The 26529-nt window shown below is 52.1% G+C and carries 25 protein-coding genes; 14 read left to right on the top strand and 11 right to left on the bottom strand.

Going from position 1 to position 26529, the window contains the following annotated elements:
• Positions 1-12 precede the first annotated feature (12 nt).
• The 3 genes from HND56_06335 to HND56_06325 all read left to right on the top strand — a co-directional run bounded on the left by HND56_06335 (position 13) and on the right by HND56_06325 (position 1310).
• Positions 13-315, top strand: a complete 303-nt coding sequence (locus HND56_06335; protein QKK05324.1) for a hypothetical protein — start codon at positions 13-15, stop codon at positions 313-315.
• Between the two features lie 187 nt (positions 316-502).
• A complete protein-coding gene (locus tag HND56_06330) occupies positions 503-820 on the top strand; it encodes a hypothetical protein (GenBank protein ID QKK05323.1) in 318 nt (105 codons plus the stop codon).
• Between the two features lie 226 nt (positions 821-1046).
• Positions 1047-1310 (top strand): hypothetical protein, encoded by a 264-nt coding sequence (locus tag HND56_06325; GenBank protein QKK05322.1) that lies wholly within the window; start codon positions 1047-1049, stop codon positions 1308-1310.
• 8 nt (positions 1311-1318) lie between these two features.
• Here the strand turns inward: HND56_06325 and HND56_06320 are convergent, their stop codons facing one another.
• The 5 genes from HND56_06320 to tsaE form a co-directional block, all read right to left on the bottom strand.
• Positions 1319-2152: a methyltransferase domain-containing protein gene (locus HND56_06320; protein QKK05321.1), complete on the bottom strand. Its 834-nt coding sequence runs from the start codon at positions 2150-2152 to the stop codon at positions 1319-1321.
• An 11-nt stretch (positions 2153-2163) separates the two neighbouring features.
• Complete coding sequence (locus tag HND56_06315; GenBank protein ID QKK05320.1) at positions 2164-4932, bottom strand: methyltransferase domain-containing protein; 2769 nt, start codon at positions 4930-4932, stop codon at positions 2164-2166.
• Between the two features lie 63 nt (positions 4933-4995).
• Entirely contained in the window at positions 4996-8004 is a 3009-nt protein-coding gene (addB, locus tag HND56_06310; GenBank protein QKK05319.1) for a double-strand break repair protein AddB, read from the bottom strand.
• The gene (locus HND56_06305; GenBank protein ID QKK05318.1) at positions 8001-8744 is read right to left on the bottom strand and encodes a nucleotidyltransferase family protein; all 744 of its coding nucleotides are present in this window, start codon (positions 8742-8744) and stop codon (positions 8001-8003) included. Before HND56_06305 ends, addB begins: the two co-directional genes overlap by 4 nt.
• Positions 8745-8749: 5 nt before the next feature.
• A complete protein-coding gene (tsaE, locus tag HND56_06300; protein QKK05317.1) occupies positions 8750-9232 on the bottom strand; it encodes a tRNA (adenosine(37)-N6)-threonylcarbamoyltransferase complex ATPase subunit type 1 TsaE in 483 nt (160 codons plus the stop codon).
• A 71-nt stretch (positions 9233-9303) separates the two neighbouring features.
• On the opposite strand from tsaE, the gene HND56_06295 reads away from it, so the two are divergent.
• The 9 genes from HND56_06295 to HND56_06255 all read left to right on the top strand — a co-directional run bounded on the left by HND56_06295 (position 9304) and on the right by HND56_06255 (position 16399).
• Positions 9304-9732 (top strand): hypothetical protein, encoded by a 429-nt coding sequence (locus HND56_06295; protein QKK05316.1) that lies wholly within the window; start codon positions 9304-9306, stop codon positions 9730-9732.
• A gap of 24 nt (positions 9733-9756) precedes the next feature.
• Positions 9757-10185 carry a hypothetical protein gene (locus tag HND56_06290; GenBank protein ID QKK05315.1) on the top strand — a complete coding sequence of 143 codons (429 nt, stop codon included), beginning with the start codon at positions 9757-9759 and terminating at the stop codon, positions 10183-10185.
• Positions 10186-10208: 23 nt separating this feature from the next.
• Positions 10209-10631, top strand: coding sequence for a hypothetical protein (locus tag HND56_06285; protein QKK05314.1), 423 nt, complete (start codon positions 10209-10211; stop codon positions 10629-10631).
• An 11-nt stretch (positions 10632-10642) separates the two neighbouring features.
• The gene (locus HND56_06280; GenBank protein ID QKK05313.1) at positions 10643-11101 is read left to right on the top strand and encodes a hypothetical protein; all 459 of its coding nucleotides are present in this window, start codon (positions 10643-10645) and stop codon (positions 11099-11101) included.
• A gap of 15 nt (positions 11102-11116) precedes the next feature.
• Positions 11117-11518 (top strand): hypothetical protein, encoded by a 402-nt coding sequence (locus tag HND56_06275; protein QKK05312.1) that lies wholly within the window; start codon positions 11117-11119, stop codon positions 11516-11518.
• A gap of 251 nt (positions 11519-11769) precedes the next feature.
• Positions 11770-13149 carry a flagellar hook-length control protein FliK gene (locus tag HND56_06270; protein ID QKK05311.1) on the top strand — a complete coding sequence of 460 codons (1380 nt, stop codon included), beginning with the start codon at positions 11770-11772 and terminating at the stop codon, positions 13147-13149.
• 17 nt (positions 13150-13166) lie between these two features.
• Positions 13167-13853, top strand: a complete 687-nt coding sequence (locus tag HND56_06265) for a flagellar hook capping family protein (protein ID QKK05310.1) — start codon at positions 13167-13169, stop codon at positions 13851-13853.
• 43 nt (positions 13854-13896) lie between these two features.
• The gene (locus tag HND56_06260; GenBank protein QKK05309.1) at positions 13897-15537 is read left to right on the top strand and encodes a flagellar hook protein FlgE; all 1641 of its coding nucleotides are present in this window, start codon (positions 13897-13899) and stop codon (positions 15535-15537) included.
• A gap of 250 nt (positions 15538-15787) precedes the next feature.
• Complete coding sequence (locus tag HND56_06255; GenBank protein QKK05308.1) at positions 15788-16399, top strand: hypothetical protein; 612 nt, start codon at positions 15788-15790, stop codon at positions 16397-16399.
• A 99-nt stretch (positions 16400-16498) separates the two neighbouring features.
• Here the strand turns inward: HND56_06255 and HND56_06250 are convergent, their stop codons facing one another.
• The gene (locus tag HND56_06250) at positions 16499-18910 is read right to left on the bottom strand and encodes an Rne/Rng family ribonuclease (GenBank protein ID QKK05307.1); all 2412 of its coding nucleotides are present in this window, start codon (positions 18908-18910) and stop codon (positions 16499-16501) included.
• Positions 18911-19502: 592 nt separating this feature from the next.
• On the opposite strand from HND56_06250, the gene HND56_06245 reads away from it, so the two are divergent.
• Complete coding sequence (locus HND56_06245) at positions 19503-20813, top strand: AMIN domain-containing protein (protein ID QKK05306.1); 1311 nt, start codon at positions 19503-19505, stop codon at positions 20811-20813.
• 5 nt (positions 20814-20818) lie between these two features.
• Here HND56_06245 and HND56_06240 read toward each other — a convergent pair whose 3' ends face one another.
• On the bottom strand, positions 20819-21589 hold the full coding sequence (locus tag HND56_06240; GenBank protein ID QKK05305.1) for a squalene/phytoene synthase family protein: 771 nt from the start codon (positions 21587-21589) through the stop codon (positions 20819-20821).
• Positions 21590-21599: 10 nt separating this feature from the next.
• Positions 21600-22313 (bottom strand): hypothetical protein, encoded by a 714-nt coding sequence (locus HND56_06235; GenBank protein QKK05304.1) that lies wholly within the window; start codon positions 22311-22313, stop codon positions 21600-21602.
• A 189-nt stretch (positions 22314-22502) separates the two neighbouring features.
• Between HND56_06235 and eno the strand changes: the two genes are divergently transcribed.
• Positions 22503-23771 (top strand): phosphopyruvate hydratase, encoded by a 1269-nt coding sequence (gene eno, locus HND56_06230; protein QKK05303.1) that lies wholly within the window; start codon positions 22503-22505, stop codon positions 23769-23771.
• A gap of 12 nt (positions 23772-23783) precedes the next feature.
• Here the strand turns inward: eno and HND56_06225 are convergent, their stop codons facing one another.
• From HND56_06225 to rseP, 3 genes are all read right to left on the bottom strand, one after another.
• On the bottom strand, positions 23784-24239 hold the full coding sequence (locus tag HND56_06225) for a hypothetical protein (GenBank protein QKK05302.1): 456 nt from the start codon (positions 24237-24239) through the stop codon (positions 23784-23786).
• A gap of 145 nt (positions 24240-24384) precedes the next feature.
• Positions 24385-25254 (bottom strand): OmpA family protein, encoded by an 870-nt coding sequence (locus tag HND56_06220; GenBank protein QKK05301.1) that lies wholly within the window; start codon positions 25252-25254, stop codon positions 24385-24387.
• Between the two features lie 61 nt (positions 25255-25315).
• Positions 25316-26524, bottom strand: coding sequence for an RIP metalloprotease RseP (gene rseP, locus HND56_06215; protein ID QKK06580.1), 1209 nt, complete (start codon positions 26522-26524; stop codon positions 25316-25318).
• Between the last annotated feature and the right edge of the window lie 5 nt (positions 26525-26529).

Genomic DNA, 26529 nt, shown 5'->3' with positions numbered 1-26529 from the left:
GGAGGAGCCGCTATGAATCCCGGAGATATGAGAAAACTGTTTAACCAGCTTTTCAGCAAAGAAGAGCAACAAAAACTCGTCGAACTGGAAAGCAAACCGTTTGAAGAAAAAATGGACGGTCTGGCTGAGATTTTCGAAAACAACGCGAAAATCCCGCAAGGTAAAGTTATGGCGCAAGCTATTCGCGACCCCGAAATCCGTCAGGATATGAAGGACATCGAAGAAGCTGCACAAGAAGGCAAACTGTCGCAGCCGCAGCTGATGCAAAAAGGCATGCAGCTGGCCATGAAAATGCGTCAGAAATTCGGCCTTTAATCCTTAATATCTAAGGATTGAACAGATTAAGCGGGATGCTTTCGGGCATCCCGCTTTTTCTTGCCCGGACTTTCCGTGCTTTTTATTTGACATAGTAAAATATTAATGATATGTTAACTTCAGGTTTTTAGAGGAGCTACAGATTAAAGGCTCGCATAAATATTTTACGATGAGAGGGAATAAAAACATGTTTGATCCGAAACAACTGTCCGAGATGGTAAATAACCTGTTCAGCAAAGAAGAGCAGGCACAGATTGCCGCATTGCAGGACAAATCATTTGATGAGCAGATGGATGGTTTTGCCGCAATCGTACAGGCGAATGAAAAACTGCCGGAAGGCCAGAAGAAAGCTTTCGTTGCTATTTGCAGTGATGAGGAAATCCGTGCGGATATGAAAGAGCTTCAAGCCGCAGCCAATGACGGCGGCATCAAAGGAAAAATGACCATGGCCAAGAAAATGCCGGGTCTGATGATGAAAGTTCAACGCAAAATGCGTGGCCAGTAAGACCCACAAAAATATAGGCACAGTACAGGAAAAACAGGGCTTTATGCCCTGTTTTTTTATATTTGGCCTTAAAAAAGTTTCTTGCAAAAACAGTCTCTTGCCTCCCTTCCCTGCATAAAATAGATGATTTCTAAAGTTTTTTTTGGTAATATTGTTAGTAGGATTGATAGAAAAGCAATCGAATATAATAAGAATTACGGATAAATATATAGGGAGTTATAAGAATATGACAAGCCTTGAGCTCCAATTGCAAGATTACCGCCTGACAACGGCAGAAATTCTGTATCACCTGCCTGATCATCCGATGCTGCTGCAAAGTTATATCTGGCAGGAATATGATCTGGCGCCCCGTTTTCCCGAATTAAAGCGTTTTTTGGATTTCTGGGCGCGTGAAATTGAGGGAAAACTGCATTCTGTCGTGGTGGCACATAAAGAGCTGATCAAGCCGGAGGAATTTGCTTTCTCCGATGCTGAATTCAGACTGCACTAGTCCTTCTTTCAGGCAGTGCCTTTCCTGCTCGGCGACCAGCCGATCATATAGACAATCTCGACTTCGACGGTGAGAGAGCCTTGGCGCAGCAGATCCTGCGCCAGAATATCGCGCATATTGCGCGTCAGCGGCTTTTTCAGGCGGTTTGTCAGGATATTGCCCTCACCCATGCCGCGCAGATCGGCCAAAGCATCTTCCAGACTGCTGTAACTGATGTCAAAACGCTCGCTATCCATCACAGGTTCGGCAAAGCCGAGCGCCTTGATCATATTGCCCATCGCACGGATATCGGCAAAGGGGAAGATGCGCGGTGCGGCACCGCCGTTATGCTCCGTTTCAACACGTAACAGATCCTGACGCAAGGCAGCCAGCGTTACGCCGCCGAAAACCGCCGCCATAAACGGACGGGAAGGTTTTAAAATACGCTGCGCTTGAATAAGCGCGCCTTTCAGATCATTGACGCTGTGCAGGGTCAGATTGCTGAGAACGGCATCAAAACAATGCTGCGGAAAAGGAACGCACTCCTCATCCGCCGCAACAATCCGGCAGTTTTGCGGCAAATTTTCCGGATTATGGCTTTGCAGCAATTTTCGTGATAAATCGGCCCAGATGATATTTTTGGTATCAGCTTTCTCCGCCAGCATCCGGCACAGCCTGCCGGAATGACCGCCCCATACCAACAGATCGGCCAGCGGCGTTTTGACAGGCAGCAGTCTTTCATAAAGTGCTTCGGCGGTCTGCCGGTGCAGGAAGTCGTGCGCGCCGGCTTGTGCCGCAGCACGGTCACGTTTTGTGCGCAATGTTTTGCGGTCAAAAATTTGCGGAACACCCTGCGCCGTCATCAATCAGCTCCTTACCCGCCGCTTGGCCCGCTGCCGGGCTCGTTGCGTTTCGGGGCAGCCAGCGGTTTGTTTTTCAGCAGCTGTTCTTTCACGCCGTGAATATCTTTATCCAGCGCACGAACATCTTTTGTTTCCGTCAGCGAGACAAAAGCATCGCGAATTGCCGTCAGGCTTTCGCCGACATCAACGCGAATACTGGCATTGATCAGCTCCTGCGACAAATTGACGGTTTTGGTTTTATCCAGATGAATATGTCCTTGATAGCTTTTTTCACCCAAAATGCGCGAGGGAATACGGTGCGGGCTGTTAATGCCGGCCTGATAGAGCTCTTCTTTTTCCAGCGACAGACGGAAATCACGGGTTTTTCCAAGTTCCGCACGGCGGGTGGGCGCAAGACCATGCCCTTGATCCAGCAGCATATGTGTGCGGGCAAGCCCTTTGAGCAAATCACCGCTGAAACAACCGAAGCAATACATCAAAATCCACACCCGTTTTGCGGCGCAATATTTCCAGCGGGGCGGTAAGCTGGCTTGGGCATCCGCCATGATGGCAAAAGGGTAAACTCTTTGCGGTGTTACACCGGTATGGGTGAAGTAACTTTGTCCCAGTTGTTTGACATCTGCAGGTTCCAGATTGAATTTCTTGGCAATAAAGGCTTTGGCTTCCTGCACATTGCGCACATCTTTCGGCAGGACAAAGCTCGGGGCGGTCAGCATCGCGCCGGAGGCTCCCATCCGCTGCGGTGCGGGCAGCATTTGCGGGTCCAGCGCCACCAGCAAGCCGTCATCCCAGTTATGAGTCAAGGGCAGGACGATGGCGATATTTTCAATACCGTCATCGGTCACGATGAATTCGACATTTTGCGAGGTCAGTCCGCGTGTTGTGCCCTGCGTATGTCCCTCCTCCACAAATACGGAGCGGATCGCCCGCAAATGTTCGGCGGCGGCATCGCTTTCCACGAATGTTTTTTTGTCGATGGCGTCCAGAATTGCGACGCCGTCTTCTGCGATGATTGTGCTGCGCTTTTTCCCCCTGGTCGGCATTTGCTCGCCGACCCATTTCGGGAATGGCAGGCCAAGGCGCATCATAAGTTCAAAAACACGGATTTCAAGCCGCGGATCAGGTAGCACGCCGACCTGTGCGGCATGCAGAATATCCGTTGCCTCAAGTTCGCAAATCCTTCCCCAGGCGCTATAGGAAGGGTCCCCTTCCTGTAGCGGCGGCAGATAACGCCAGCTCGACTTTTTCGGTGCGCGCACTTCGACATAGACGGGCTCAATGGCCTCATCAATGCGGTCGGGTGACGGGAAATACGGCAGGCCGACTTCGACCTCGCCATGCGGTCGGGGATTCAGGTTAATCTGTTTTTCCACAAATTTCAGAATGGCAAGCTTATTAGCGGCGGCATTGCTGCCGAACTCGTCAACGGACATGGTGATGGGCTCGATTAAATGTCCGGACCATGTTTTGCCATCCAGATTGGTATTGCCGCGGGTCACGGCATTCACGACAGGCCGTGGCGCGCCATTGATAACGTAAATCAACAACCGCCCGTCCTCGGTAAGGCGGTAGGGAATAATATCGGCATAGGCGTCGGGCTCACGCACCATTTCATGCAATTCACCGCTACGCGTATCGCGCACGGTGACAATATCCAGATGGGACGGCTTGTCCTGTAGCGGGCGGCGTTCTTCCAACAGCAGACTGCCTTTTTCGCCCGCTTTTTGCGCGATAATAAAATAATTGGTGGCGGGCGGCGGCAGCGGGTTACCGTCTTCGGTATAAAGCTGGAATTTACCGTTATAACGGTTCTCCATTACCCAGGGGTTCCAGTAAGGCGCGGAATAGACCATGCGCATGCCAAGGCGGGCAAATTCGCGGCGGTAATCCTGATAGGTGAAAAAAGTATATTCCTGTCCCAGCTCTTTTTCCCAGCGTACGCGCTCATCCTTACGGTACAGGAATTCCATTGCCCATTTGCGCGGCAGACGGAACAAACGCGTATCTTCACGCAGCAATTCATGCAGCTCTTCCAGAAAGAAGCCTTCGCAGCCGGCGGAATCGAAGGGGCGTGCCGTTTGCGCAAAGCGGATCAGCAAATCCGCATCGGACATGTCGACGGCGTTTTTGCCGTTTTTATGTGATAACGGGAATTCCAGCAATGCAAATTCGTTTGCCGGCGGCATCATGTAATCACGGATCAGCATCGTACCGCCCGGTTTCAGCTTTTTAATCTGCGCTTCCAGCGTTTGGGTCACCGATTGCATGCTGTAGCCGTGTTCGGAATAGACCTGATGCAGAATATTGGAATTGATGATGCCATCCAGCCCTTCGTCACGGAAGCTGGAGACATCAATGGCTTCGCAGCGGAAGGCCAGATTGGACAGATCATAATTCTTTTTTGCGGTTTCGATGGATTTCGGGTCGCGGTCAATCCCCAGAAACTCCACACGCGGATTCAGCAGCGCCAGCGCATAGGTGATCTCTCCCGTACCGCAGCCCATATCAGCAACTTTTGATCCGGCGGGCAGCAGAAAATGCGCGGAAATCTGTGCCGCCTTGTTTTGGATAAAGGCGGACAGGTTTTCAAAGTGATCCTGACGGATTTTCTCGTCGCGGGCGCGTTTTTTAAACTGTTCAAGGCTGACGGCGCTGCCGGTTTTTGCAGCCTGTTCTTCCAAAGTCTCGTCATGAGGCGTATGGGATTCCCCAAAAGCTTTGGCGGCATGCTTTTTTTCGGCATCCTTCGGTTTTTTCTTATTCTCGTCTTTGCCAGCCACGTCTTAAGTCTTTCCGATATCCGTCTCTATTTTTTACAGAATCAGTACAATCTACACTTTTTTTTACAGTTTCTCAACATATCCCCATTCGCCCAGACGCTCCAGATGCGCATAGTCGTTATAGGCAGGCGCTTTATCCAGATCAGGCACGGCGTAATAAGGTGTGTCGGGGTTATCAAAAGCCGCCACCAATGCGGGGAAACCGATCGCGGCATTATCAATGGCGCGGCGAATATCGTCAGCCTTATAGTTCTTTGCCTGAAACGGCGGATGCCCGCCTGAAACCTGCCAGACCAACAATTCCGCCGTTTCCGATAACGGTAGCCCTGAAAAGGCCGTGCCGGCAACCAGTAAAGCCTCCAGCGGCAATTGCGGTGAAAATCCGGCGACGATATCGCCGATCTGTGGTGCCGTACCGGTTTTATAGTCGATAATCGCCGCGCCGCTGCCGTCACGCATGGTATCGATTCTGTCGGCACGTGCCGAAAGTCTGAAAACGCCGGCAGGCGCATCAAAATCACGCCCGCCATAGGCTTCGACCAATGCGGGAACGGCTTCACGCTGCCATTTGCGTTCATGCCGGACCAGCGCATCGGCCAATCTTTCAAAGCGCGGCCACCAGAACACGTAAATATCATCAGGCAGGCGCATATTTTCAAATTCCCGCTGCCCGTATTCCAGCAGCAGATCATAAGCATTGTCCGGCACGCCTGTCATGCAATGGTCACGCACGAAATCCTCCAGAATTTTATGCATGATCTGCCCGCGTTCCGCGGCACCGGGGTCGCGCTCCAAAGGATCGAGTGCCTCCAGACCTAAAACGTAACGCGCATAAATGCTGTAAGGGTCACGCATCCATGCCTCGACCTTGGTGACGGATAGTTTACGCGGTCTGTCGGCAACCGGCGGCGACGGCGCGGGACGCGCACAAGGCAGCGTTTGCTCCGGTCTGTCGAGAATTTCGGCATATCCCGCAATATCGCGCTGAACCGGCCATGATAATCCGACGGCATTCAAGACGGTTTCCATCCGCAGCAGCCAGCGTGCAGGCACGGTCGGTGTGCCTTCGATATTCTGGGCGCGGGTAATGATAACCTCCCGCGCGGAAACGGCCTGCGCGAAATCATGTGCCTCCATTCCCGTGCGGCGTTCGGCGGGCGGCAAGCCGTATTGTTTGCGCATCGGGCGCGACATCCACGGGTCATGGCCGGGGTCATGCGGCCAGACGCCTTCATTCAATCCGCCCAATATGACCAGATCGGCGCTGTAGAGGCGTGCCTCCATCTGTCCCAGAATAGCAAGACGCGGATGCAGATTATAGCGCGGGCGTATGACGGTGTTTTTCATCAAATTTTGCAGCAATGCGACATATTGCGCATCATTCAAATCCGGCACGTCACCGGATAACTCCGCGATTTCCTGCAAAAATCTTGCGGCAGCCTCGCCGTCTTCGCCGCGCCACAAAATCTCCGCTCCCGCCTCCTCCGGCGTTGCGGCAAGCTGCTCGGCAGCCGCCAGATGCGCGTCAAACCATGCGGGCAGACTGTGTGCCGTGCCACCGGTCAGAAGACGCAAATGTTCCAGACAATCATGTACATGCTGCCAGCCGCGCAAAGGCAGATCACCGTGATCTCCCAGCTCTTCCAGCCGCGTTGTGATATTCAGCAGCGTGTGTTTGCGCAGTTCCCTGTCCAGCAAATTGCGCCAGAGATCTATCTCCTCTTGCGTTAAACCGGCATGTGTCAGCTTGTGGCGCAGGCAGGCCAGCAAGGCGACAGGGCTGTCTTTTTCCTGCGCGGCGGCGGCAACCAGCAGCAAAAAACGCCCGACCTGCGTTTCCGACAGCGGTGTTCCGCCGGAATCGTCACAGGCAATATCCCAGCGCTCCAGACAGGCCAAGACGCGCTGTGACAGATTGCGGTCAGGCGTAATCAGAACGGCGGTTTTCTCCGGCGTTTCCAATGCGCCGCGCATGGCAAGTGCAATGACGAGCGCCTCGTCCTGCGCGGTTTTACAGTCGATTTTGCGGATATGGGCCAGCGCGTTTTCATCGATATCGCGATTGGATAGCCCGCGCCAGCGGTCTGTCGTGACGGCGGGACGCATTGTTTCGGAAATCAGCCGCGCCGTCGGCGTATCCGCTGCCGTTCCGGGCCAAAGTGCAACATCACTGCCCGGCATACCCAGATGTTCCAGCAATAATTTCAGATAAAATTGCGGATGTTCATCCGTGACATGCTGCCAGTCTTCTGCGGACATTAAAGGATCAAATCCGGGCAGAACCATAAGCGCATCCGGCAGCGCCACAGCGGTTTTGATCAAATCGCGCACGGCGGGAATGGAGCCCGTGACACCGGCGATCACCAGTTTTTGCTGCGGCGGCTGTTGCTGCCACAGCTGTGCCTGTGCCTCCAGCAAACGGTTTCTGCGTGCGGCGGGATCGATCATTTCCCGCTCGGCCAGAATATCCGGCCAGTGTTCGGTCAGGATGCTGAGAAATGTCAGGGTGGACTGCCAATGCTGCGCGAATTTTTCTTCCTGAACCAGATCCTGCAACCCGTCAAAGCTGAGATGTTCCGTCTGCACCTCATCCAGCAGTTTTCCCAGCTCGTCCGCAAGGGAAAGCGCCTGTTCATAGGACGGTACGATGCCGCCTGCCCCGCCTTTGGCGGCGTGAATGGTGCGTGCCAGCAATATCTGACGGTGCAAAGGGGTAATCGCAGGCGGAATATCCAGAAAATCAGCGGGCGCATCTGGCTGTTCGGCCAATGTTGCGGATAGCAGGACATCCAGCCCTTCATCATCGACATCGCCGATCGGCTGCATGCGCGGCAGGATCAGCGGCGCGCCATCCGTCAGGCGCAGAAAAGCCTCGCGCAGACTGCGGCAGGCGCGGCGGCTGGGCAATAGCACCAGATATTGCGACAGGGATAAGGCATCATCCTGCGCCCAGTCCAGCATGGTTTGTGCCAGCCTATCGACAAAAGACACACCTGCGGGAATGTTAAAGACAGGCAGACGCCCTGCCCCGCGCTGCATATCAATCATCGCGTGGAAGGAGGCTGTGCTCATGTCGCCGCCATCTTTCGCGGGTTGCGGTAAATTGCGTTGATCGCGGCGAGGTCTTCCGGTGTTCCGGCATGATGCCATGCGCCTTGATGAATAAAACCGTAAAGCCTGCCCGCATTCTGCGCCTTGTGAAACAGGTCAAGGAAGGAAAAAGCGCCCTCCGGCGTATTGTCAAATAATGCCGGGGAAACAATGCGCGGTCCTGCGAATACATACGGCCCGCCGATTTTGTGCTGCAGCCTGCCCGCATCATCTATCTCGTAATCACCTTGCAAACCGCTGCCTTCCGGTAGCTTTTCACGCGGATACACCATCAACAGCAGATCCATTTTTTCCGGATTCCATGTGCCGGCCAGCCCTTGCAAAGCGGGTGCATGACCGGGAAAATCCTGCCAGATGACATCGCCGTTCAAAACATAAAACGGATTTTTATCAATATGTTGCAAAACTTTCTTAACGCCGCCGCCCGTTTCAAGTATCTCCGTTTCATAGGAGGTACGAATATTCACATCCTTGCGGCGTCGGCAGCAATCTTCTACCTGTTCTGCAAGGTAATGCGTGTTAACGATCACATCACGCACATCCGCTTCAACCAGCGCATCGAAGATACGATCCAGCATCGTCCTGCCATCCACTTCCAGCAGCGGTTTCGGGCAGTGTTCCGTTAAAGGGCGCATGCGCTTGCCGAAACCTGCCGCAAGAATAACGGCTTGTGTCGGCATATGATCGGATGTTTTTGACATTTTTACTATATTTTCCAGTTGGTTGCTAGGCGGTCTTTATATACGCCGCAGGGCGTGACACTGATATCGCGCAAATCCTCCCCTTTGTCCGAAAAATCAAGGCGCAGACGCAAATAATCCTCCGGCAAGTAAGGGCCAAGGCGGTCGGGCCATTCTATCAGGGAAATACCATGGGTTAAAGCCTCATTCCAGCCGATTTCCTCGACTTCCAGAGGGTCTTCCAGCCGGTAAAGGTCAAAATGCCACACTTCGCCTTTCGGCGTGTCATATTGCTGCACCAGCGTAAAGGTCGGGCTTGGCACGGCCAGCCCGTCATTTCCGGTCAAATGACGCAGAAAAATCCGGGCAAATTCCGTTTTGCCTACGCCCAGATTACCTTCCAGTAAAATAACATCTCCTTTTTGCACAAAATCCGCCAGTGCTGCGGCAATTCCGCCAAGTGCGTCCAAGGATAAATCGGTGTAAATAGCCCCGTTTTTTATTGACATAATAGCCCTGTCTTTCTATAGTATGGTAACACAACAAATATACATGAGACACGGCCGAAACGGAATGCTTTATGAATTGGCTTAAAGACATCTTTAACTGCAATGCGATGCCGCGCACGATTGCATCCCTTCCCCAGCAAGTAGAGGGACGGCATATTAATCAGATCTGCGGGCAGAGTGTGACGGCATATTCCTTTTTGGATTATAATTGCCAAATCTATGCCAAACGCACAAAGGATATGGATTACGACATCATGGTCAAATATTGGTACGGCTCATCGGATGAAGGCAAAGCCATGATCCGCTGCAGTGTGCCGCTTGCCGAGGCAATGGAAATTATCCGTAGCTATGATGATAAAGAAACCTACCGCCGGGTGCGGCATATGCCGAAAAGCGATCATCCCGCTTTTGAAAAACGGTTTGTGGACCCCGCGCGCCAACGCAATAATGTTCGCCGCGTCCAGCAAAGACTGACGGTTTCCAACCCGCGCGGGCATTGATTTAAAACAGATGAAAGCAAGATTGTGAATTTTTTGAAAGACATCTTTAACTGCAACGCGACACCGCGCACGATTGTCTCCCTTCCCTCCAAAGGGCCGGGATACAAGGTCAATGAATTATGCGGTCGTGATGTTACACGCTACAGTACTTTTTCCTATAGCTATCAGCTTTATGCGCGCCGCGTTGAAAACAAGAAATATAACGTCTATGTGAAGTATAATGACCATGACGGTGACAGCGGCAAAGCGATGCTGCGCTGTGAAATCCCGCTAAGCGAGGCGATCGGCGTTGTCAGAGCGCATGATGACCGCGAAACACAAAACCGTCTGGGGCATTTGCCGGCAAGCGATCATGCGGCATTTGAAAAAAGCTATATCGCACCCAAACGGGGCAAAAACAACGTCCGGCGCGTACAGCAGCGCCTGACACTTGCCAACCCGATGGGGCATTAATTTTTTTAAGCAGAGGAAAAAACATGTTTGGTTTTGTCAAAAAAATGTTCAACAAAAAAGCGGAGCCGGAAAAAATTACGGCTTTGCCGCAAAGGATGAAAGGTCATGAGATTAGTGATATGGGGGCTTATGTCCGCTGGGAAAGCATGGAATATACGGTCAAATTTTATGCCGAGCGTAATAAAGATAAAAGCTATAGCTTAAAATGCGCCTATCATCGCGAAGATATGGACGGCAATACGATTACGGTGCGCGGCCGCCTCAGCCTTGCCGAGGCGATAGCCGATCTCCGCAAATACGACAATAAAGAAACCGACCGCCGCATGCATGATAACAAACATCTGGAATACAGTGCGCGGCAGCAGCAAATTGAAAAAGCGCGGAGCGATGATAATGTGCGTCTTGTGCAGAACCGCCTGACCGCATCAAATCCGATGCGGCATTAGGAAGAGACGTAATGTTCGGTTATATCAAATCGCTGTTTAATAAAAAAAGCTATCCGCGAAAATTCACGGCAATCGAAGAAAGCTGTGACGGCGCTTATCAGGTCAACCGGCTCTGCGGTCAAAATGTTGCGACATGGTTTACGGGACGCGACAGCTACAAAACGCAGTTTTATGCTGCCCGGACAGACGGGCATTACTACGATATCAAGTTTTCTTACTGCGGGACGGCGACGATCATGGATGGTGAAATAACCGATGTCGGAGAAGTTGTATTGCAAAGCCGTGTCGGCTTTGCGGATGCTGTCGATATCATTAAGAAATATGATGCGGAAGCTGAGGAACGCCTGAGAAAAAAACTGGAAAAACTGCCGCAAAAGAAATGTGAAAAGAAAATTGCACGCAAACGCGGGCGTAATAATGTGCATTATGCGCAAAAAAGACTATCAATCTCAAACCCTTTTATTCATTAAACCGGAAGGTAAAAAATGTTCGGCTTTATTAAAGACCTTTTTAACGAAAACAGCGACTATCCGCGTAAAATCACGGCCTTGCCGGATTACATGGAAGCAAAAGAGCTGAATGCACGTTGCGGACGCAAAGTCGCGGCCTTTGAAAAGGAGAGCTATTATTGCCAGTATTACGCAAAACGCGTGAAAGATAACCAATATGACCTTTACCTCCATATTAGTGCCATGAAAACGAATGTCAGCAGTCGCTACGGCATAACAGACCGGGCAGAACTAAAGCTGAAAGCAGGTGTTTCTTTGAACAAGGCTTTGGTCTTTTTACGCGCCCGTGACCGTGAAACCGTGGAAAAACGGGGAGAAACATCACGTCCGCGCAGCAATGTGCGCCGTGTCGAAGAACGGTTGCCGCCTCGTCACTAAAATCCCTAAATCCGAGTCTTATCGAAAAGATGCGGAATCTTTTGCCGCCCGCGGTGGAAGAGTCTTTGGCGCATTTTTGCCTTTTTGCTGGAAAGTCATCTTTTCGGCGGTTTTCCCTCTCCATCCCGAAATAAATATCATTATTAATCAATATCTTAAATAAACTGGCACGCTGCTTGCAGAGTATTTCTGTGGAAAAAACCGTCATGCGTATTTTTACATGGCGGATCAGTTGAAACAGGACAGAGACAATGACCGCAGTAGACAGCATCATTAACCTTCCCCCGCAGGCCAGAGCGCCGCAGAATTTCGGCGCCGGTCGGAAGGGAGAGGCATGTGCGGAAAACGCTGCCTGCAATAAAAAGGAATTTACTGCCGCCCTGACCGAAACGCCGCGGCAGAAAGAAGAACCTCCGGTCAAAACGGAGCAAGCCGCCAAAACAGCCGAGACGGCAAAACCGGAGCATCCTCAGGACACAGCACAAGACATTGTTGTCAAAGACACGGATGTTAAAGGTACAGCCATTGAAGCCTTGCTGGAAAAGCTGGCACAAGGCACGGAGATTGATCCTGCCCTGCTGGAACAAGCACAGGCCGGCGATACGGATGCTTTGAAAGAGATCCTGCTCTCCCTTGGGATCGAGACAGAGGGGCTGGGACTGGAAAATATTGCCGCAAACGATCCTCAGGGACAGATTGTTGCCGCATTGGCGCAATTACTGCAGGCACAGAACGCCCGCCCCCAAACACCGGCGGCACAAACACCTCCGACAGGTATCCAGTTGTCACAGCCTGCGGCTTTGCTGTTGGCGCAAGAGGAACAGCAAACCCCGCAAACACAGCAGGCGGTTCAAGCAAAAGACGGTGATGCGGCAAAAGAACAGCCCCGCCCCGCTCCGGCGCAGCAAATAAATGCGCAACAACAGGCACAGCCGCAACAGCAGCAGGTACAACAACAAACACCAGCACAGCAGCAAGCCGCCAATGCAGGGCAGACAGGCACGAACGCTTTTGGTGACGGCAGCGGCTTTGCGGGTGACAGCCCTGATGGCGGCTTCCCGCAACAAGGCGCAGGAACGCAGGCAGGTCCCGATGGCCAATCTTTGCTGGGGCAGGACGGCAAACTCGCACAGCAATCCGGCCTACCGCAATTCGCCACGGCAAAGGCTGCCGGAAGTTTTCAGTCTCCTGCCATGCATAAGGTCTTTTTGACGATGCAGCGCAATGCGGCGGACCGTATCCAGCAAATGACCCTGCAATTGGAGCCTGCCGCCATGGGGCGTGTTGCCGTGACAATGATCTTCGGGAAAGAAGGCGCGATGAAGGCGCATCTGCTGGTGGAAAAACCGGAAACCTATCAGATGCTCAGCAAGGATTCACAGGCGCTGGAAAAAGCCCTGAAAGAGGCCGGTATCGACCTTGGCGATAACGCCCTCAGCTTTGACCTCGCCTCCGGGCAGGATCAGTTTGAAAAAGCGGAGGCGGAGCGTGACAGCGGACAGAAATTCCATTTTTACATGCAGGGAGAAGACGGTGACATGACGGCGGCAGAACAGGCCGCAGGCATGATGAACGCCGCGCATGCAAATGACTATGTCCTGAAAAAGGACAGCGTAAACATACTTATATAAAAAAAGGAGATGAGAGTATGGTGGACAGTGTAAGCGGAGCAACAGCAGGGGCAGCGGCGGCATCAGCCGCAAAAGCCGATGCTGCGACCCTGAATAAGGATTTTGACCAGTTTCTGTTGCTTTTGACAACACAGCTGCAAAATCAGGACCCGCTGGATCCGATGGATTCTGCGGAATTTACCAATCAGCTGGTTGCCTTTTCAGGCGTGGAACAGCAGATCAAAGCCAATGAAATGATGGAACAGATGCTGGCGCTGAATGTCTTGAACATTACCAGTATCGGCTTGGGCTTTATCGGTCTTGACGTTGAAAGACTGGGCGAAAATTTCATGTTTGATGGCGAGAATGCCACAACGCTGGGCTATGCCGTCGGCGAGAATGCCGTCAGCACGCAGATCAACATCCTGAACGAGGATGGCGACACGGTTCTAAGTGTCTCGGGGGAAAGCGAATTCGGCAAACATGACTATACATGGAACGGCCTTGCACCTGACGGAACGCCCCTGCCCGCAGGAAAATACCGTATCAGCGTTACCTCTACGGATGCGGAAGGCAAGCCGGTGGACGTGACGACAACCGTTCCCAGCCGTGTGACAGGGATTGAATCCGGTGTGAACGGAGATGTCATCCTGATTGTTGCGGGCGGTGAAAAAGTCTCGATTACCGATGTGCGGAAAGCAACGCAGCCCGGCACATCAATTTAAACGGATAACAAAGCATTAGAACATCAGAAGAAGGAGAGTAAAAATGAGTATTTTCGGATCGTTATTTACAGCAGTTTCGGGACTGGCGGCACAAGGGCAGTCAATCTCGATGATCTCGAACAATATCGCCAATGTCAGCACCACCGGTTACAAGCGGACCGATGCGCTGTTTTCCAGCCTTGTGACAACGACGGGCCGCTCAACGGCTTATACGCCGGGCTCGGTACGCGCAGTGCAAACGGCACGGGTCGATCAGCAGGGTATTCTGCAACAAAGCAACTCGACAACCGATGTGGCGATTTCCGGCAACGGCTTTTTCGTGGTGCAGGACTCGCTTGCGGCAACAGGCGAAACGCTCTTTACCCGCGCAGGGTCTTTTTCAGAAGATGAAAACGGCATTTTGCAAAACTCTTCCGGCTTTTTCCTGATGGGCTGGCCGCTGGATCAGAACGGCGCTTTGCCCGCCGGTCAGGCAAATATTACCTCGCTGGTTCCGGTCGATGTTGCCTCGGTCGGCAGCGTTGCCAACCCGACCACGCAGGCAGCGCTTGGCGTTAACCTTGATGCGACCGAAACGCAGTCAGCCTATCCGGTGGCACCGGGCTTCACGCCTGACTTCTCCCGCAGCATCAGGGTCTTTGACAGCCTCGGCACACCGCAGGATCTGGTTATCAATATGCAGAAACATATAACACCCACAGCGAATGTCACAGGCACCGTTGACCTGACCGCCATTGCCGGTGACTTGTCCAACGACCCCAACATTCTGGCAACCGATCAGTTTGACATTACCGTTGGCGCCACCGGTCCGGTCACAATCACTCTGGATGGAAATCTGGCCAAACTGCTGTCCGATATCAACAGCATTACGGATGTCGGCGGTAACCCTGTCGCCTTCGCAACATTGGATGCCAACGGACAGCTGCAGATCAAAGCCCGCAATATCGGTGATACGCTGACGCTGGCTGAGGGCGCAGGTACACCGCTGACTGACGGGCTTGGCCTTGCAGGCGCCATCGGTGCAACAGCCGCTCCTGCTGCGCCGACGGCTCTGGCTGCGACGGCCACCACACCGAATACCGAAGGCTGGTGGCATGTGGAAATCCAGACACCGGGCGGGTTGACCCTGACCAGCGGTTCCATCAATTTCGACGGTGCCGGTCAGCTAAACGCGACGCCGGATGCAAATGGCGAGGTACTGCTGTCGATGACGGGGATCGATTTTGGAAACGGTTCGGCCTTGCAGGATATTGATCTGGATATTGCAACAATGACGCAATTCTCCAGCCCTTATGATGTGCGCTTTGCACAGCAGAACGGGTCGGAGCTGGGCTTGCGTTCCGGTGTCAGCATTGATGACGAAGGCATCGTCTCCATCCAGTTCAGCAACGGCCAAAGCCGCCAGGTTTACAAACTGCCGCTGGCAACTTTCCCGAACCCGAACGGCTTGCAGGAAGTCACCGGAACGGCTTTCCGTGAATCGGATATCTCCGGCGGCTTCAACCTCCGCGAAGCCGGAACGGGCGGCGCGGGTGATGTTGAAGGCGGCGCACTGGAAGCCTCCAATGTCGATATCGCGGAAGAATTTTCCAAGATGATCGTCACGCAGCGGGCTTATTCCGCAAATACGCGGGTGATCTCGACAACCGACCAGATGACAGAGGAACTGTTGCGCCTTAGATAAGACCTATAAAAGGTAATAAATAAAGGCAACATATATAGACGACGAGAAAAAAGCACCCCGGGCAAGAATGTCCGGGGTGTTTTTTCTTTATTAAGTCTGCAATGGGGCTAGAATAAAGAAATTATGGGCTATAATTATATAATACTGGCTTCATTGATTAATTTTGAGCAAAAAAACTTTGATTTACAAACTGTGTAGCAAAATATTAACTTTGCCTCCCGAAGAAGAGCGGCAACTTACAGGCACTCTGTTGGATGAGATCGCTTACCCCGCGAATTTATCCCGATCTGAAATCAAGTCACCTGATGTCTACATGGCGTATAAACTTTGCGTGCATATGCTGATAATGGCTCTCGCATTTAATGGTATTGCTTTCGTTATAAGTTTTTGGCACGTCAAATACCATCTATTCCCGTTTTTAATGGAAAGTGATTTTGATGAAAATCTGCTGGAGACTTTTCAGTATTGTTTTAATTTTGGCGTATTACCGCTTCTATTGGCTTTGCCGTTTTATTTCTTTTGGTTTGGTTGGAATATGGATTTCAGCCAGAACAATTATATTAGACACTTCGGCCAGCCTAAAAAAAAACAAACATTATATCAAGATATCACCTTAACTGATGTGTGTAGATACTTCATACTGATGGGCATCATGTTTTGGTTGATGGTTAGTCCTGATGTGATACTCATAGGTGGGTTCGGTGATATTTACAGAGCGGCCCAAAGCTTTGTTGCCCAGACAGCAATCGTTTTCGTAATTTATTTACTCGGTAGTATCGCGTATGTGGGGGCGATCGTCTTTTTCTTTAAGGCCTACCTGTTTCTAGCCTATTGCGCTTTCTGCTATTTCCATAAAAATTAATAACTAACAAAATCAGATAAAACGGTATAGGATTATCACGAAAAAGCCGCCCCAAACCGGAGCGGCTTTCATTTTGTCTTTACTTGGCGGGAGACGCAGCTATTCCTTCAGCTTTTGCCACCAGCCTTTTTTCTTTTTTTCAGGAGGCGTATCGCCTTGTTGCGCCTCCTCTTTTGCCGGTGCGGCAGCTTCCGGTTTTTCAAGCGGTACAACGATATTATCGTTATTGCTGCCGGTGGCTTTCTCTTCCGTATCGGCTTTCTTTTCAGCGGCTGTCTGTTTCGGTGCGGCTTTTTTACGCGGCGCACGTTTTTTCGGCGCCGCTTTGGCAGCTGTTTTCGGCTTTTCTTCCGCCGGTGCCTTCTCCGCTTCTTTGTCTGCGGTTTGGGACTCCGGTGCGTCTTTTACTTCTGCCGCAGTGTTTTCACTCTCCGCTTTTTTGGCGGCGGGTTTTCTGCGTCTTGCCGGCGCTTTTTTCTGCGGCTTTTCCGTTGTTTCCGGCGTGTCTTGCGCGGTTTCAGCTTCTTTGCCAGGCTGGTTATTATTGTCTTCTTTTACGTTCTCTTCCTGCCCGTTTTCATTTTGCTGCTGCGCATTGTCACGACCACGGCCACCACGGCGTCTACGCCCTCCCCGACGGCCGCCGCGGCTGCGTTTACGTCCGCCGCCTTCTTCATCCTGAGAGGAGGAATCGCCGTCACCACGGCGGTTATTATTTCCTTGCTGCCGGTCATTTTGCGGCGGCGGCGGCAACGGCGCATGCTGCGGCATTTGCACTTCAAGACGTTTACCGGATGCTGCAATAACCTCCAGCGTAAAGTCCTGATGCGATGCGACTTCATGGTCGGATTCGATCGTGACATTAATGCCGTAACGCGTTTCAAGATCATAAAGACGGGCGCGTTTCTGGTTCAGTAGATACAAGGCCACATCCGGCGTCACACGAACAACCATGTCTTTCGGTTTGCCGCGCAGCAATGCTTCTTCCAGATGGCGCAAAACCATCACAGAGGCACTTTCCACCGTACGGACAACGGCACTGCCCGCGCAATGCGGACAGGTCATAAAGTTGCTTTCCACCAGTGACGGGCGCAAACGCTGACGCGACAGTTCCAGCAATCCAAAGGCCGAAATACGGCTGATCTGGATGCGGGCGCGGTCACCTTGCATTGATTCTTTCAATTTACGCTCGACCGTACGGTTGTTGCGGTTTTCTTCCATATCAATGAAGTCAATCACAACCAGCCCACCCAGATCGCGCAAACGCAATTGGCGTGCGATTTCTTCGGCGGCTTCAAGATTGGTTTTCAGCGCGGTTTCTTCGATATGGCGGCCTTTTGTCGCTTTACCGGAGTTAATATCAATGGAGACAAGCGCCTCTGTCGGATTAATGACAAGATAGCCGCCCGAGCGCAAACGCACAGTCGTGCCATAGGTTTCATCAATCTGGTGTTCGACATTGTAACGGGCGAAAAGCGGTGTTTCTTCCTTATCCAGTTTTACGCGGCGCGCATGGCTGGGTATCAGGGATTTCATCAGCTTTTTCGCTGTTTCATAGGCCTCTTCACCCGCGACCAGAATTTCATCCAGATCGCGTTTGTACAAATCGCGTACGGCGCGCTTGATCAGATTGCCTTCCTCATGCACCATTGCGGGCGCCGTAGATTGCAGTGTCAATTCGCGGATATCGTTCCACAGCTTCAGCAGGTAATCCAGATCGCGTTTGATTTCGGCCTTGCTGCGCTCGACTCCCGCCGTCCGCAGAATAACCGACATGCCTTCCGGAATGTCCAGATCGCCGAGAATCTTTTTCAGTTTTTTGCGGTCCTTCATATTACCGACCTTACGGCTGACTCCGCCGCCGCGCGGCGAATTAGGCATCAGCACGCAGTAACGTCCGGGCAGCGAGATATAGGTGGATACCGCCGCGCCTTTATTGCCGCGCTCTTCTTTGTTGATCTGGATCAGCATCACCTGACCGCGTTTAATCACTTCCTGAATCTTATAGCGGCGTTTGATATTGATTTTCATTTGCGAGGGGATGATCTCCTCCTCTTCGGCCTCGTCATCCTCGCCGCCGACGGTTTGCACGCCGCGGCCGGTTTCCTCGTCATGGTCGTTATCATCACCTTTTTTGCCGGATTTTTTACTGGCGCGGCGTTCCTGCTCTTCGGCCTCCGCTTCGGCCTGGGCGTCTATTTCCGCCGCATGTTCTTCCGTAATCCGTTTTTCTTCTTCCAGAAGTTCCTGACGGTCTTCAATCGGAATACGGTAATAATCGGGATGAATTTCGGGAAACGGCAGAAAACCGTGACGGTTTCCGCCAAAATCGACGAAAGCGGCCTGCAACGAGGGTTCAACCCGCGTTACTTTCACCAGATAAATATTTCCTTTGAGCTGTTTGCGCGATGCGCTTTCGTAATCAAAATCTTCCAGCCGGTTATCGCCGGCAACGATCGCGACCCGCGTTTCTTCTTTGTGGGTCGCATCTATCAGCATACGTCTTGTCATGGGCGTCAATCCTTATAATGTGTACGCCTGCTTTTACGGAACGGACATGTTCCCGCAGACGCGAAACCGGCTTTAAAGACACTCTTTAAAAGGCTTCGGTTATTTACATTTTCAGGCTTGACATAAAGTTGGCGGAAGCCCCGGAAATTGTCCTTTCCGGCACATATTGCTGTTCGATGATGTTCGCAAGGCACCTTGTCTGCGTCTGCATTCGCCGTTCGCTTGTAAGGTGTTGATGTTGAACCATGATACGCAAAATCCTAAAAACTTTCTGGGCCGGAGATGTTCATTTGAAAAAACTTTCAAAACACTGTTTCCAGCCAGCCTGAACCTACTTACTTTTGCCATATGTTCAAATATGGCCTGTTTACTGTCGCTTTTATAGATATAACTCTTTCGCGGAACCCTGCTTGCATTGCTGTTGGCGGGGGGACGCGGATAAAAGAGACAGCCTTAAATCCTATCGGGCAGAATACATGAATTCCGCCTTTGATACAATCAAAATATCTCCTATAATGCAAAAATGCGACACTTGGGGACATATGGCATATTCTTGGTATTTTGCGCTTTCTGCGCGGTTTTAACGGGTTTTATGCCCGCAACCGCGCAGGCTGTGGATGTTGATAACATCCGCTTTGGCAAACCCGATCCCGCCAGTTTCCGGATCGTGACCGAACTGGCTGCGGACAGCGATTTTGACGCGTTCTTTTTAGATGACCCGAAACGGCTTGTCCTTGATATTCCCGGCGCAGCTTTCAAAACGGATGCCTTCAAGCCGGAAAACCGTGCTCCCGTATCAGCCTTTCGTTTCGGCACGCCCGAAGAAGGCACCGGCCGCATTGTTTTCGAGCTAAAAAAGCGCCTGACGATCAAGCAGGCTTTTTTTCTGCCGGGTAAGGACGGCCTCCCCGCCCGGATTGTCGTGGATGTGATTGATGCCTCTCCCGCGGTTTTTTCTGAAAATATCGGTGCCGTCTGGCAACGCCGGAAAACGGGGGGTAATACGGCTTTTATACTGCGCGCCTCACCACCGGCCGCTGATGCGGGTATGGAAAAAGCAATGGCGCCGCGCCCGCAGGCGACGCCCGCAACGCCTCTTGCGGAACCGCCCCCTGAAAGCATCGCAGAAATCATCGCCGATAATCCGCCGCCGGAAGAACATGCGGAGATTGCGATCATCGCCCTGCCCAGCCGCAAACCGGTCATCCGGCGTTACACGATCGTGATTGACCCCGGACACGGCGGCAAGGATCCCGGTGCCGTGAACGGCAAGATTTACGAGAAACATATTACGCTGTCACTGGCGCGGCAGATCAAAAAAACACTCGAGAGTACCGGACGTTATCAAGTCCATTTGACGCGCAACCGTGATGTGTTTGTCCCCTTGCGCGAACGCGTCAGCATTGCCCGTAAAGCAGGCGCAGAGCTTTTTATCTCCATCCATGCCGATAAGATCGGCCGCAGGGATGTGCGCGGCAGTTCTCTTTATACGCTGTCCCGTCAGGCATCGGATAAGGAAACCGCAAAACTGGCCGAAAATGCCAACTTTTCCGAGCGAATTGCCGGAATTGACTTATCGCAGCAGGATAAGGATATCGCCAATATTCTGATTGATCTGGCGATGCGCGATACGATGAACCATTCCAATGTCTTGGCGGAAACGCTGCTAAAAGGGTTCCGCAAAAGCAAGATTCGCCTGCTGGGCCGACCGCACCGCTCTGCCGGTTTTGCTGTGCTGACAGCGCCCGATACCCCTTCCGTCCTTTTGGAAGCCGGTTTTGTCAGCAACCGCGGCGAGGCCATATTACTGAGTTCCGCCGCGCATCAGCAAAAAATCGCTACCGCCATTCTTGACGGTGTGGACAGCTATTTCCAAAAACTTGAAAAAGCGGCTTTACATTGATCCGGCTAAAATTGCCCTAATCCGACCCGCAGCAGCAAGCGTAATGTGCTAAAAGGCGGCAAAGCCGTCAAACGGTTATCCCGCAAATCATATCCCGTTTTTTCGATTTGCTGCAATTGCTGCATGGCAAGCGCTTGTGACAAATAAACCGCGCGCCCTTTTTTGCTGCGGGATATTTTTTTCTGTGCATTGCGGGCGGTGCCCGCGGATTGCTTTACGTCCTGTATTTTTTTTCTGACCGCATCTTTATCCTGCCAGAATTCCGGCGGCAGCTCAGGTTCTTTCTGTTCGGCAAGGCGGCGCGTCACCCCCAGCAACAGATCTGCCGCCGCAAAGACCGCCGGATCAGCACGCTCGTCAACGGGAATATCGAGAATGTAACAGGCGAGCCTGTCGGACAGGCGTTTCAACTCTTCCGCCGTTTGAAACAGCGCTGGAGCATCTTCCGTAAAAAGCATCTCCTGCACGGCCATGATATAATTTTGCAAAGCCTCTTTTCCCTGCCGCGGCTTGGTCAGGAGAAAAGCCTCCAGCACAGGATGCCCTGCCGGAACAGTCTCGTTGTAAAGATCATCAATCCGGTCATGCCACCATTTCAAACGGATTTGTGCAGCAGCGGGATCTGTTGCCTGATGCGGAATGCGCCGGATTTCATGCAGCAGTGCATAAAGGTTAAACAGCCCTTCCCGTCCGGGAAAGGGCGTAAACAAACACAGAGAAAACTGCGCCGGATCGCTCCGGCGCAGTAAATCTGCACAATAAGAAAATTTGAACATCTTTTTTCCGTTAGCGCCGGACGGAAGTTCCGAGGCCCGGATGCGGAATGATTTTCTTGTATTTATCACTCAGGAAGTCGCGGTAATAACCTGTCGGGAACATATTGTAACGGTCATCCAATGTAACGGAGGACACGATACTGCCGAACAGCTTGCTCCAGCGGTGGTATTTTTCAAGACGTGCGCCGCATGTCATCGTATAGCGGGTATCGCCGTAAACGCCTGTCAGGATAATGCCGCGCATACGGATTGTCTCTTCATCGCCATTGCCTGCGGCAGAGGGCGTTCTTTCCGTAACCGGCCAGTCATAAGCGAGTTGCGCCATCGAGGAATCGGCTTTATCGATTCCCGCCGGATAGCGGACATGAAGAATATGCGGATTGTCAAAACGGCGGCGGACCTCGTCCGTCCAGAAAGCCGCGTCAAAATTCTCGTTCACAGCCGTTCCCATATGGCGTTTCGGATAAATCTGGAAACGCCCGTCCCGCTGGGCGGCAATTTCACAATAAGCAAGATCATCCGGCACGGGGCCTGTAAAGCGCACACGCGTATGCGGCGTACGCGGCGTTGTCATTGCCCAGCTATCGGGAACCGAGAACATGTATTTGTAATCGGGGTCGGTATAGACGTAAACATCCGCTTTTGCGGCTGTCGGGGCAGCTGCCAGCAGGCAAGTGCCTATGCCGATCATGCTGAAAAAACGGGAAAAACTTGACTTGAACATGTGATCATTGCTCCTACGCGTATATTCACTCCACAGTTCTATTTAGCCAGATTAACATTAAAAGTGCAAACAAATGCTTAAGTCTTTTTTGTTTTTTTCCGCCGAGCCCTAAAAATAGACTTGTTTCCTGCCCCCTTCCGGAGATATGTTGCTAACAGATGGTTTCAGCTATTTTAAGAGAGGGATGTTATGAGCCAAATTATCAGCATTACAGGACGTGAAATTCTGGACAGCCGCGGTAATCCGACGGTGGAAGTCGATGTATTACTGGATAGCGGCGCTTTCGGGCGTGCCGCCGTGCCGTCAGGCGCATCAACCGGCGCGCATGAAGCCGTGGAAAAACGTGACGGCGATAAAAAACGCTATGGCGGCAAAGGCGTGCTGCAGGCGGTCGAGGCCGTCAACACCCATATCGCCGATACGATCTGCGGTATGGATCCGGTCAACCAGCTGGCGATCGATCAGGCGCTGATTGCCCTGGACGGGACGGAAAACAAAAGCCGCCTTGGCGCAAACGCCATTTTAGGCACCAGCCTTGCCGTGGCAAAAGCGGCTGCCGATTATCACGGTCTGCCGCTTTACCGCTATCTGGGCGGTAATTTTGCGCATCTGCTGCCTGTGCCGATGATGAATATCATCAATGGCGGCGCACATGCCGATAACCCGATCGATATTCAGGAATTTATGATTATGCCTGTTGCGGCACCGACAGTCGCCGAAGCCGTACGCATGGGCGCGGAAATCTTTCATGCGCTGAAAAAACGTCTCTCCGATGCCGGATTGAACACCAATGTCGGCGATGAAGGCGGTTTTGCTCCGAATATCGGATCAGCGGTCGAAGCGCTGGATATGATTACCGCCGCGATCGAACAGGCGGGTTATAAGCCGGGCGAAGATATCGTGCTGGCGCTTGATCCCGCCTCTACCGAATTCTATCATGACGGCAAATACCATATCGAAGGCAAGCAGCTGTCTTCGGATGAAATGGTGAAATACTATGTTGACCTGTGCAAAAAATACCCGATCAAATCCATCGAGGACGGCATGGCCGAAGACGATTGGGAAGGCTGGGAAAATATTACATCACAGCTGGGTAAAACCGTCCAGCTGGTCGGGGATGACCTCTATGTCACCAATGTAAAACGCCTGCAGCAGGGTATTGATACCAAGGCCGGAAACGCCATTCTGGTCAAAGTCAATCAATGCGGCACGTTAAGCGAGTCCATGGCGGCGATTGAAACGGCAAAACGCGCCGGTTTCGGCGTTGTCGTCTCGCACAGATCAGGTGAGACGGAAGACAGCACTATTGCCGATCTGGTTGTCGCGACCAATGCCGGACAGATCAAGACAGGATCCCTCGCCCGTTCCGACCGGACAGCGAAATATAACCAATTGATCCGCATTGAGGAAAGCCTCGGACATTCCGCACGTTACGCCGGAAAAACCGTTCTGAAATAAGCGTAAAAGCTTTTAATAGGGATTGGGTTTAAAGAGCAGTGTGCGCGAGAAGATCCAGCGCGCCGCGACGACCTTCAAGCTCGCCCCGGGGGCATGTTGCAGAGAAACACGCGCCGCCCGCACATTGTCATCCTGCGTATTGACGAAACGTCCGCCGCTGAACCGGCTGCCGCTTTCCGGGCGCAATCCTTCAATAATGCACAACCCGCCCAGCTTTTCCGGCGGCGCTGAAAGACCAAAGCGCTTGACCGCTTCCGGTGAGGCCGTTTTCAGATAACCGCACAGCATTTCCGCATTTTCACGGCAGGGCTTAAACACAACGGAAATGCTGTCATCTTCCGTCGTCCACGCCGTATCATTGATTTTGGCAGCCTTCATTCCCTCTGCGCGCGCAACCGTACTGACCGATGCCATTGCAAGCAACAGCAAAGCACAGAAACAATTGCGGAATTTGCGCAAATGCGGCATGTTGGAGCGCCCTTCTTCTGGAAATGGTACTTATCTTTCCAGTATAGCACCCGAAGATAAAGATTCTGTGAAGAAAACCGCGGATTTCCGCGGTTTTTTACATGTTTTTGATAAAAATAAGGGCAAAAAACGGTTTGATGGAAAATTATTCCATCGGATCGGCCATCAGCACGGTCACGCGGTCATTTTCCGGACGTGCAGTACCGTCTTCGGTCATGATTGCAGGACGCCCTTTCCCCCAGCTTTTGACGGTTACGATACGGTTTTCATGCAGACCGCCGTCAACCAGCGTATTAATCACCGTATCGGCGCGTCGCTGCGATAGCTGCTGATTGCTGTCATAGTTTCCGGCCATATCGTCTGCATGGGCGTTGATGATGAATGTCGTGTCTTCGTAAATTTGTGCCAATTGCTGAATAACGGCGATAGTTGTGAAAGCGGCATCATCCAGATTGTCCTTTTTATCGCCGAAATAAATCACCCATTCTCTGCGGCCAAAAGAAGGAAACAGATCGCACTCTACGCTGCTGAGCGCGGCAAAGAAGTGATTGCGGCAGACGGCAATCTCGTCGGGCGTGTAACCTTCTTCCTGCAATTCCATCCAGCAGTCAAACTGCGTCTGTGCCGTCGCCAAGGCATAAGGCACACGCACACGGCCATCGGGATGGCCGAAGGCACGCATCAGCCGTTTGCGGGCGGATGTCAGTACTTTGACGCTTTTTTCCGGCAGTTGACGGGCGGAAATCTCTTCCGGCAGCACGGTCATACCGTCCACAACAGCGGCGGCGCGGCGGGCAAAGGCATCGGAATCCGCATAATCGGCGCGTGCGGCCTGCTCACGTGCCAAATCCAGATATTGCTGAAATAATGTGCGCTGATAAGTATTTTCCGGCGGCGTCATCTTCTCAACACTCAGATAACGTGTCCCCTGCGCGGCACATCCGGCTATGATAAACACAGCCAAAACAGTGATAACGGCAGTTTTTACGGATGATAATCCTGACACAATATGCATGCTCCTCCCCCTTCGCCATATAAGGGCGTTTCTTAAAAAAGAGCATTATCGCTTTGAATTGTCAAGAAGAAAGAAAACTTCCGATATATTCAAAGAACTTGAGCTGCGATAAATCATTCCATGTGGCGAAAAGCATAATCCCCAGCACCATCACCAGCCCCGTTCTCAGCGCATATTCCTGCACTTTGGCGGAAAGCGGTTTGCCTTTCACAGCCTCGAAGGCATAAAAAACAAGGTGGCCGCCATCCAAAAGCGGGATCGGGAACAGATTGATCAAGCCCAGATTAATCGACAGCAATGCGGCAAAGGTAATGAATGAGACAATTCCCGCCTGCGCGAATTCACCCGCATAAGCACCCATGCGCAAAATACCGCCAAGCTCTTCGGCATTCCTTGTGCCTGAGATCATTTGCCACACGCCTTTCAGCGTCAGCGCGGTCAAGCGCCAGCTTTCATAAACCGATGCGCCAAAAGCCGTAAAGACATTGTGCTTTTCAAGGCCGCTTTGCCCGGTCGGGCTGAAAATACCGATGCGCCCGATTTCGTGACGGAAGCCGAAATTATCTTCCACTTCATAGACGGTCGGCGTTATTTTCAGCGTCACCGGCGAGTCTTCATTCCATGTACCGTCACCGTTGGAGCGCAGCAATGTCACATCCATCGGCGTATCAAGATTGACGGATGTCACGCGTACCAGATCCTCAAAACGCTGCATTTTCTCGCCATTCAAGGCGATGATCTTGTCATCCGGCTGCACGCCCGCGATCTCGGCCGGTGCGCCCTCAACCAGTGTTGCGGCAATCGGCGGCGTGTAAGGCTGGCCATGAAACATAAACAATCCGGTCAGCAGAATAATCGCGAAAATATAGTTAATCGCAGGGCCTGCGAACACAATCGCCGCGCGTTTCCAGAGATCCTGCGTATAGAAAGCGACCTTCTTCTCCGCTTTGGTCATTTTGCGGGTTTTGCCGTTTTCATCATAGACTTCGTCATCATGGTGGCTGCTGGCAGGGTCTGAATCGCCGAACATCTGGACATAGCCGCCAAGCGGAATCCAGCTGAACTTCCAGCGCGTACCATGACGGTCGGTCCAGCCGAAAATCTCCGGTCCGAAGCCGATGGAAAATTTTTCGATCCTTACACCGCACCAGCGGGCGATGATGTAATGGCCCCATTCATGCACAAAGACAAGAATACTAATGACCAGAACGAACGGTCCCCCGTAATCTCTTAAAAACGCGTAAGGCGTTTCCAGCAGGTTTGTCAGCATATCCA

The sequence above is a fragment of the Pseudomonadota bacterium genome (genome assembly GCA_013285465.1).
In the GTDB taxonomy this organism is placed as follows: Bacteria; Pseudomonadota; Alphaproteobacteria; order Micavibrionales; family CSBR16-224; genus CSBR16-224.
Note: the sequence above shows the minus strand (reverse complement) of the source record. Positions and strands in the feature narration are given on the sequence as shown.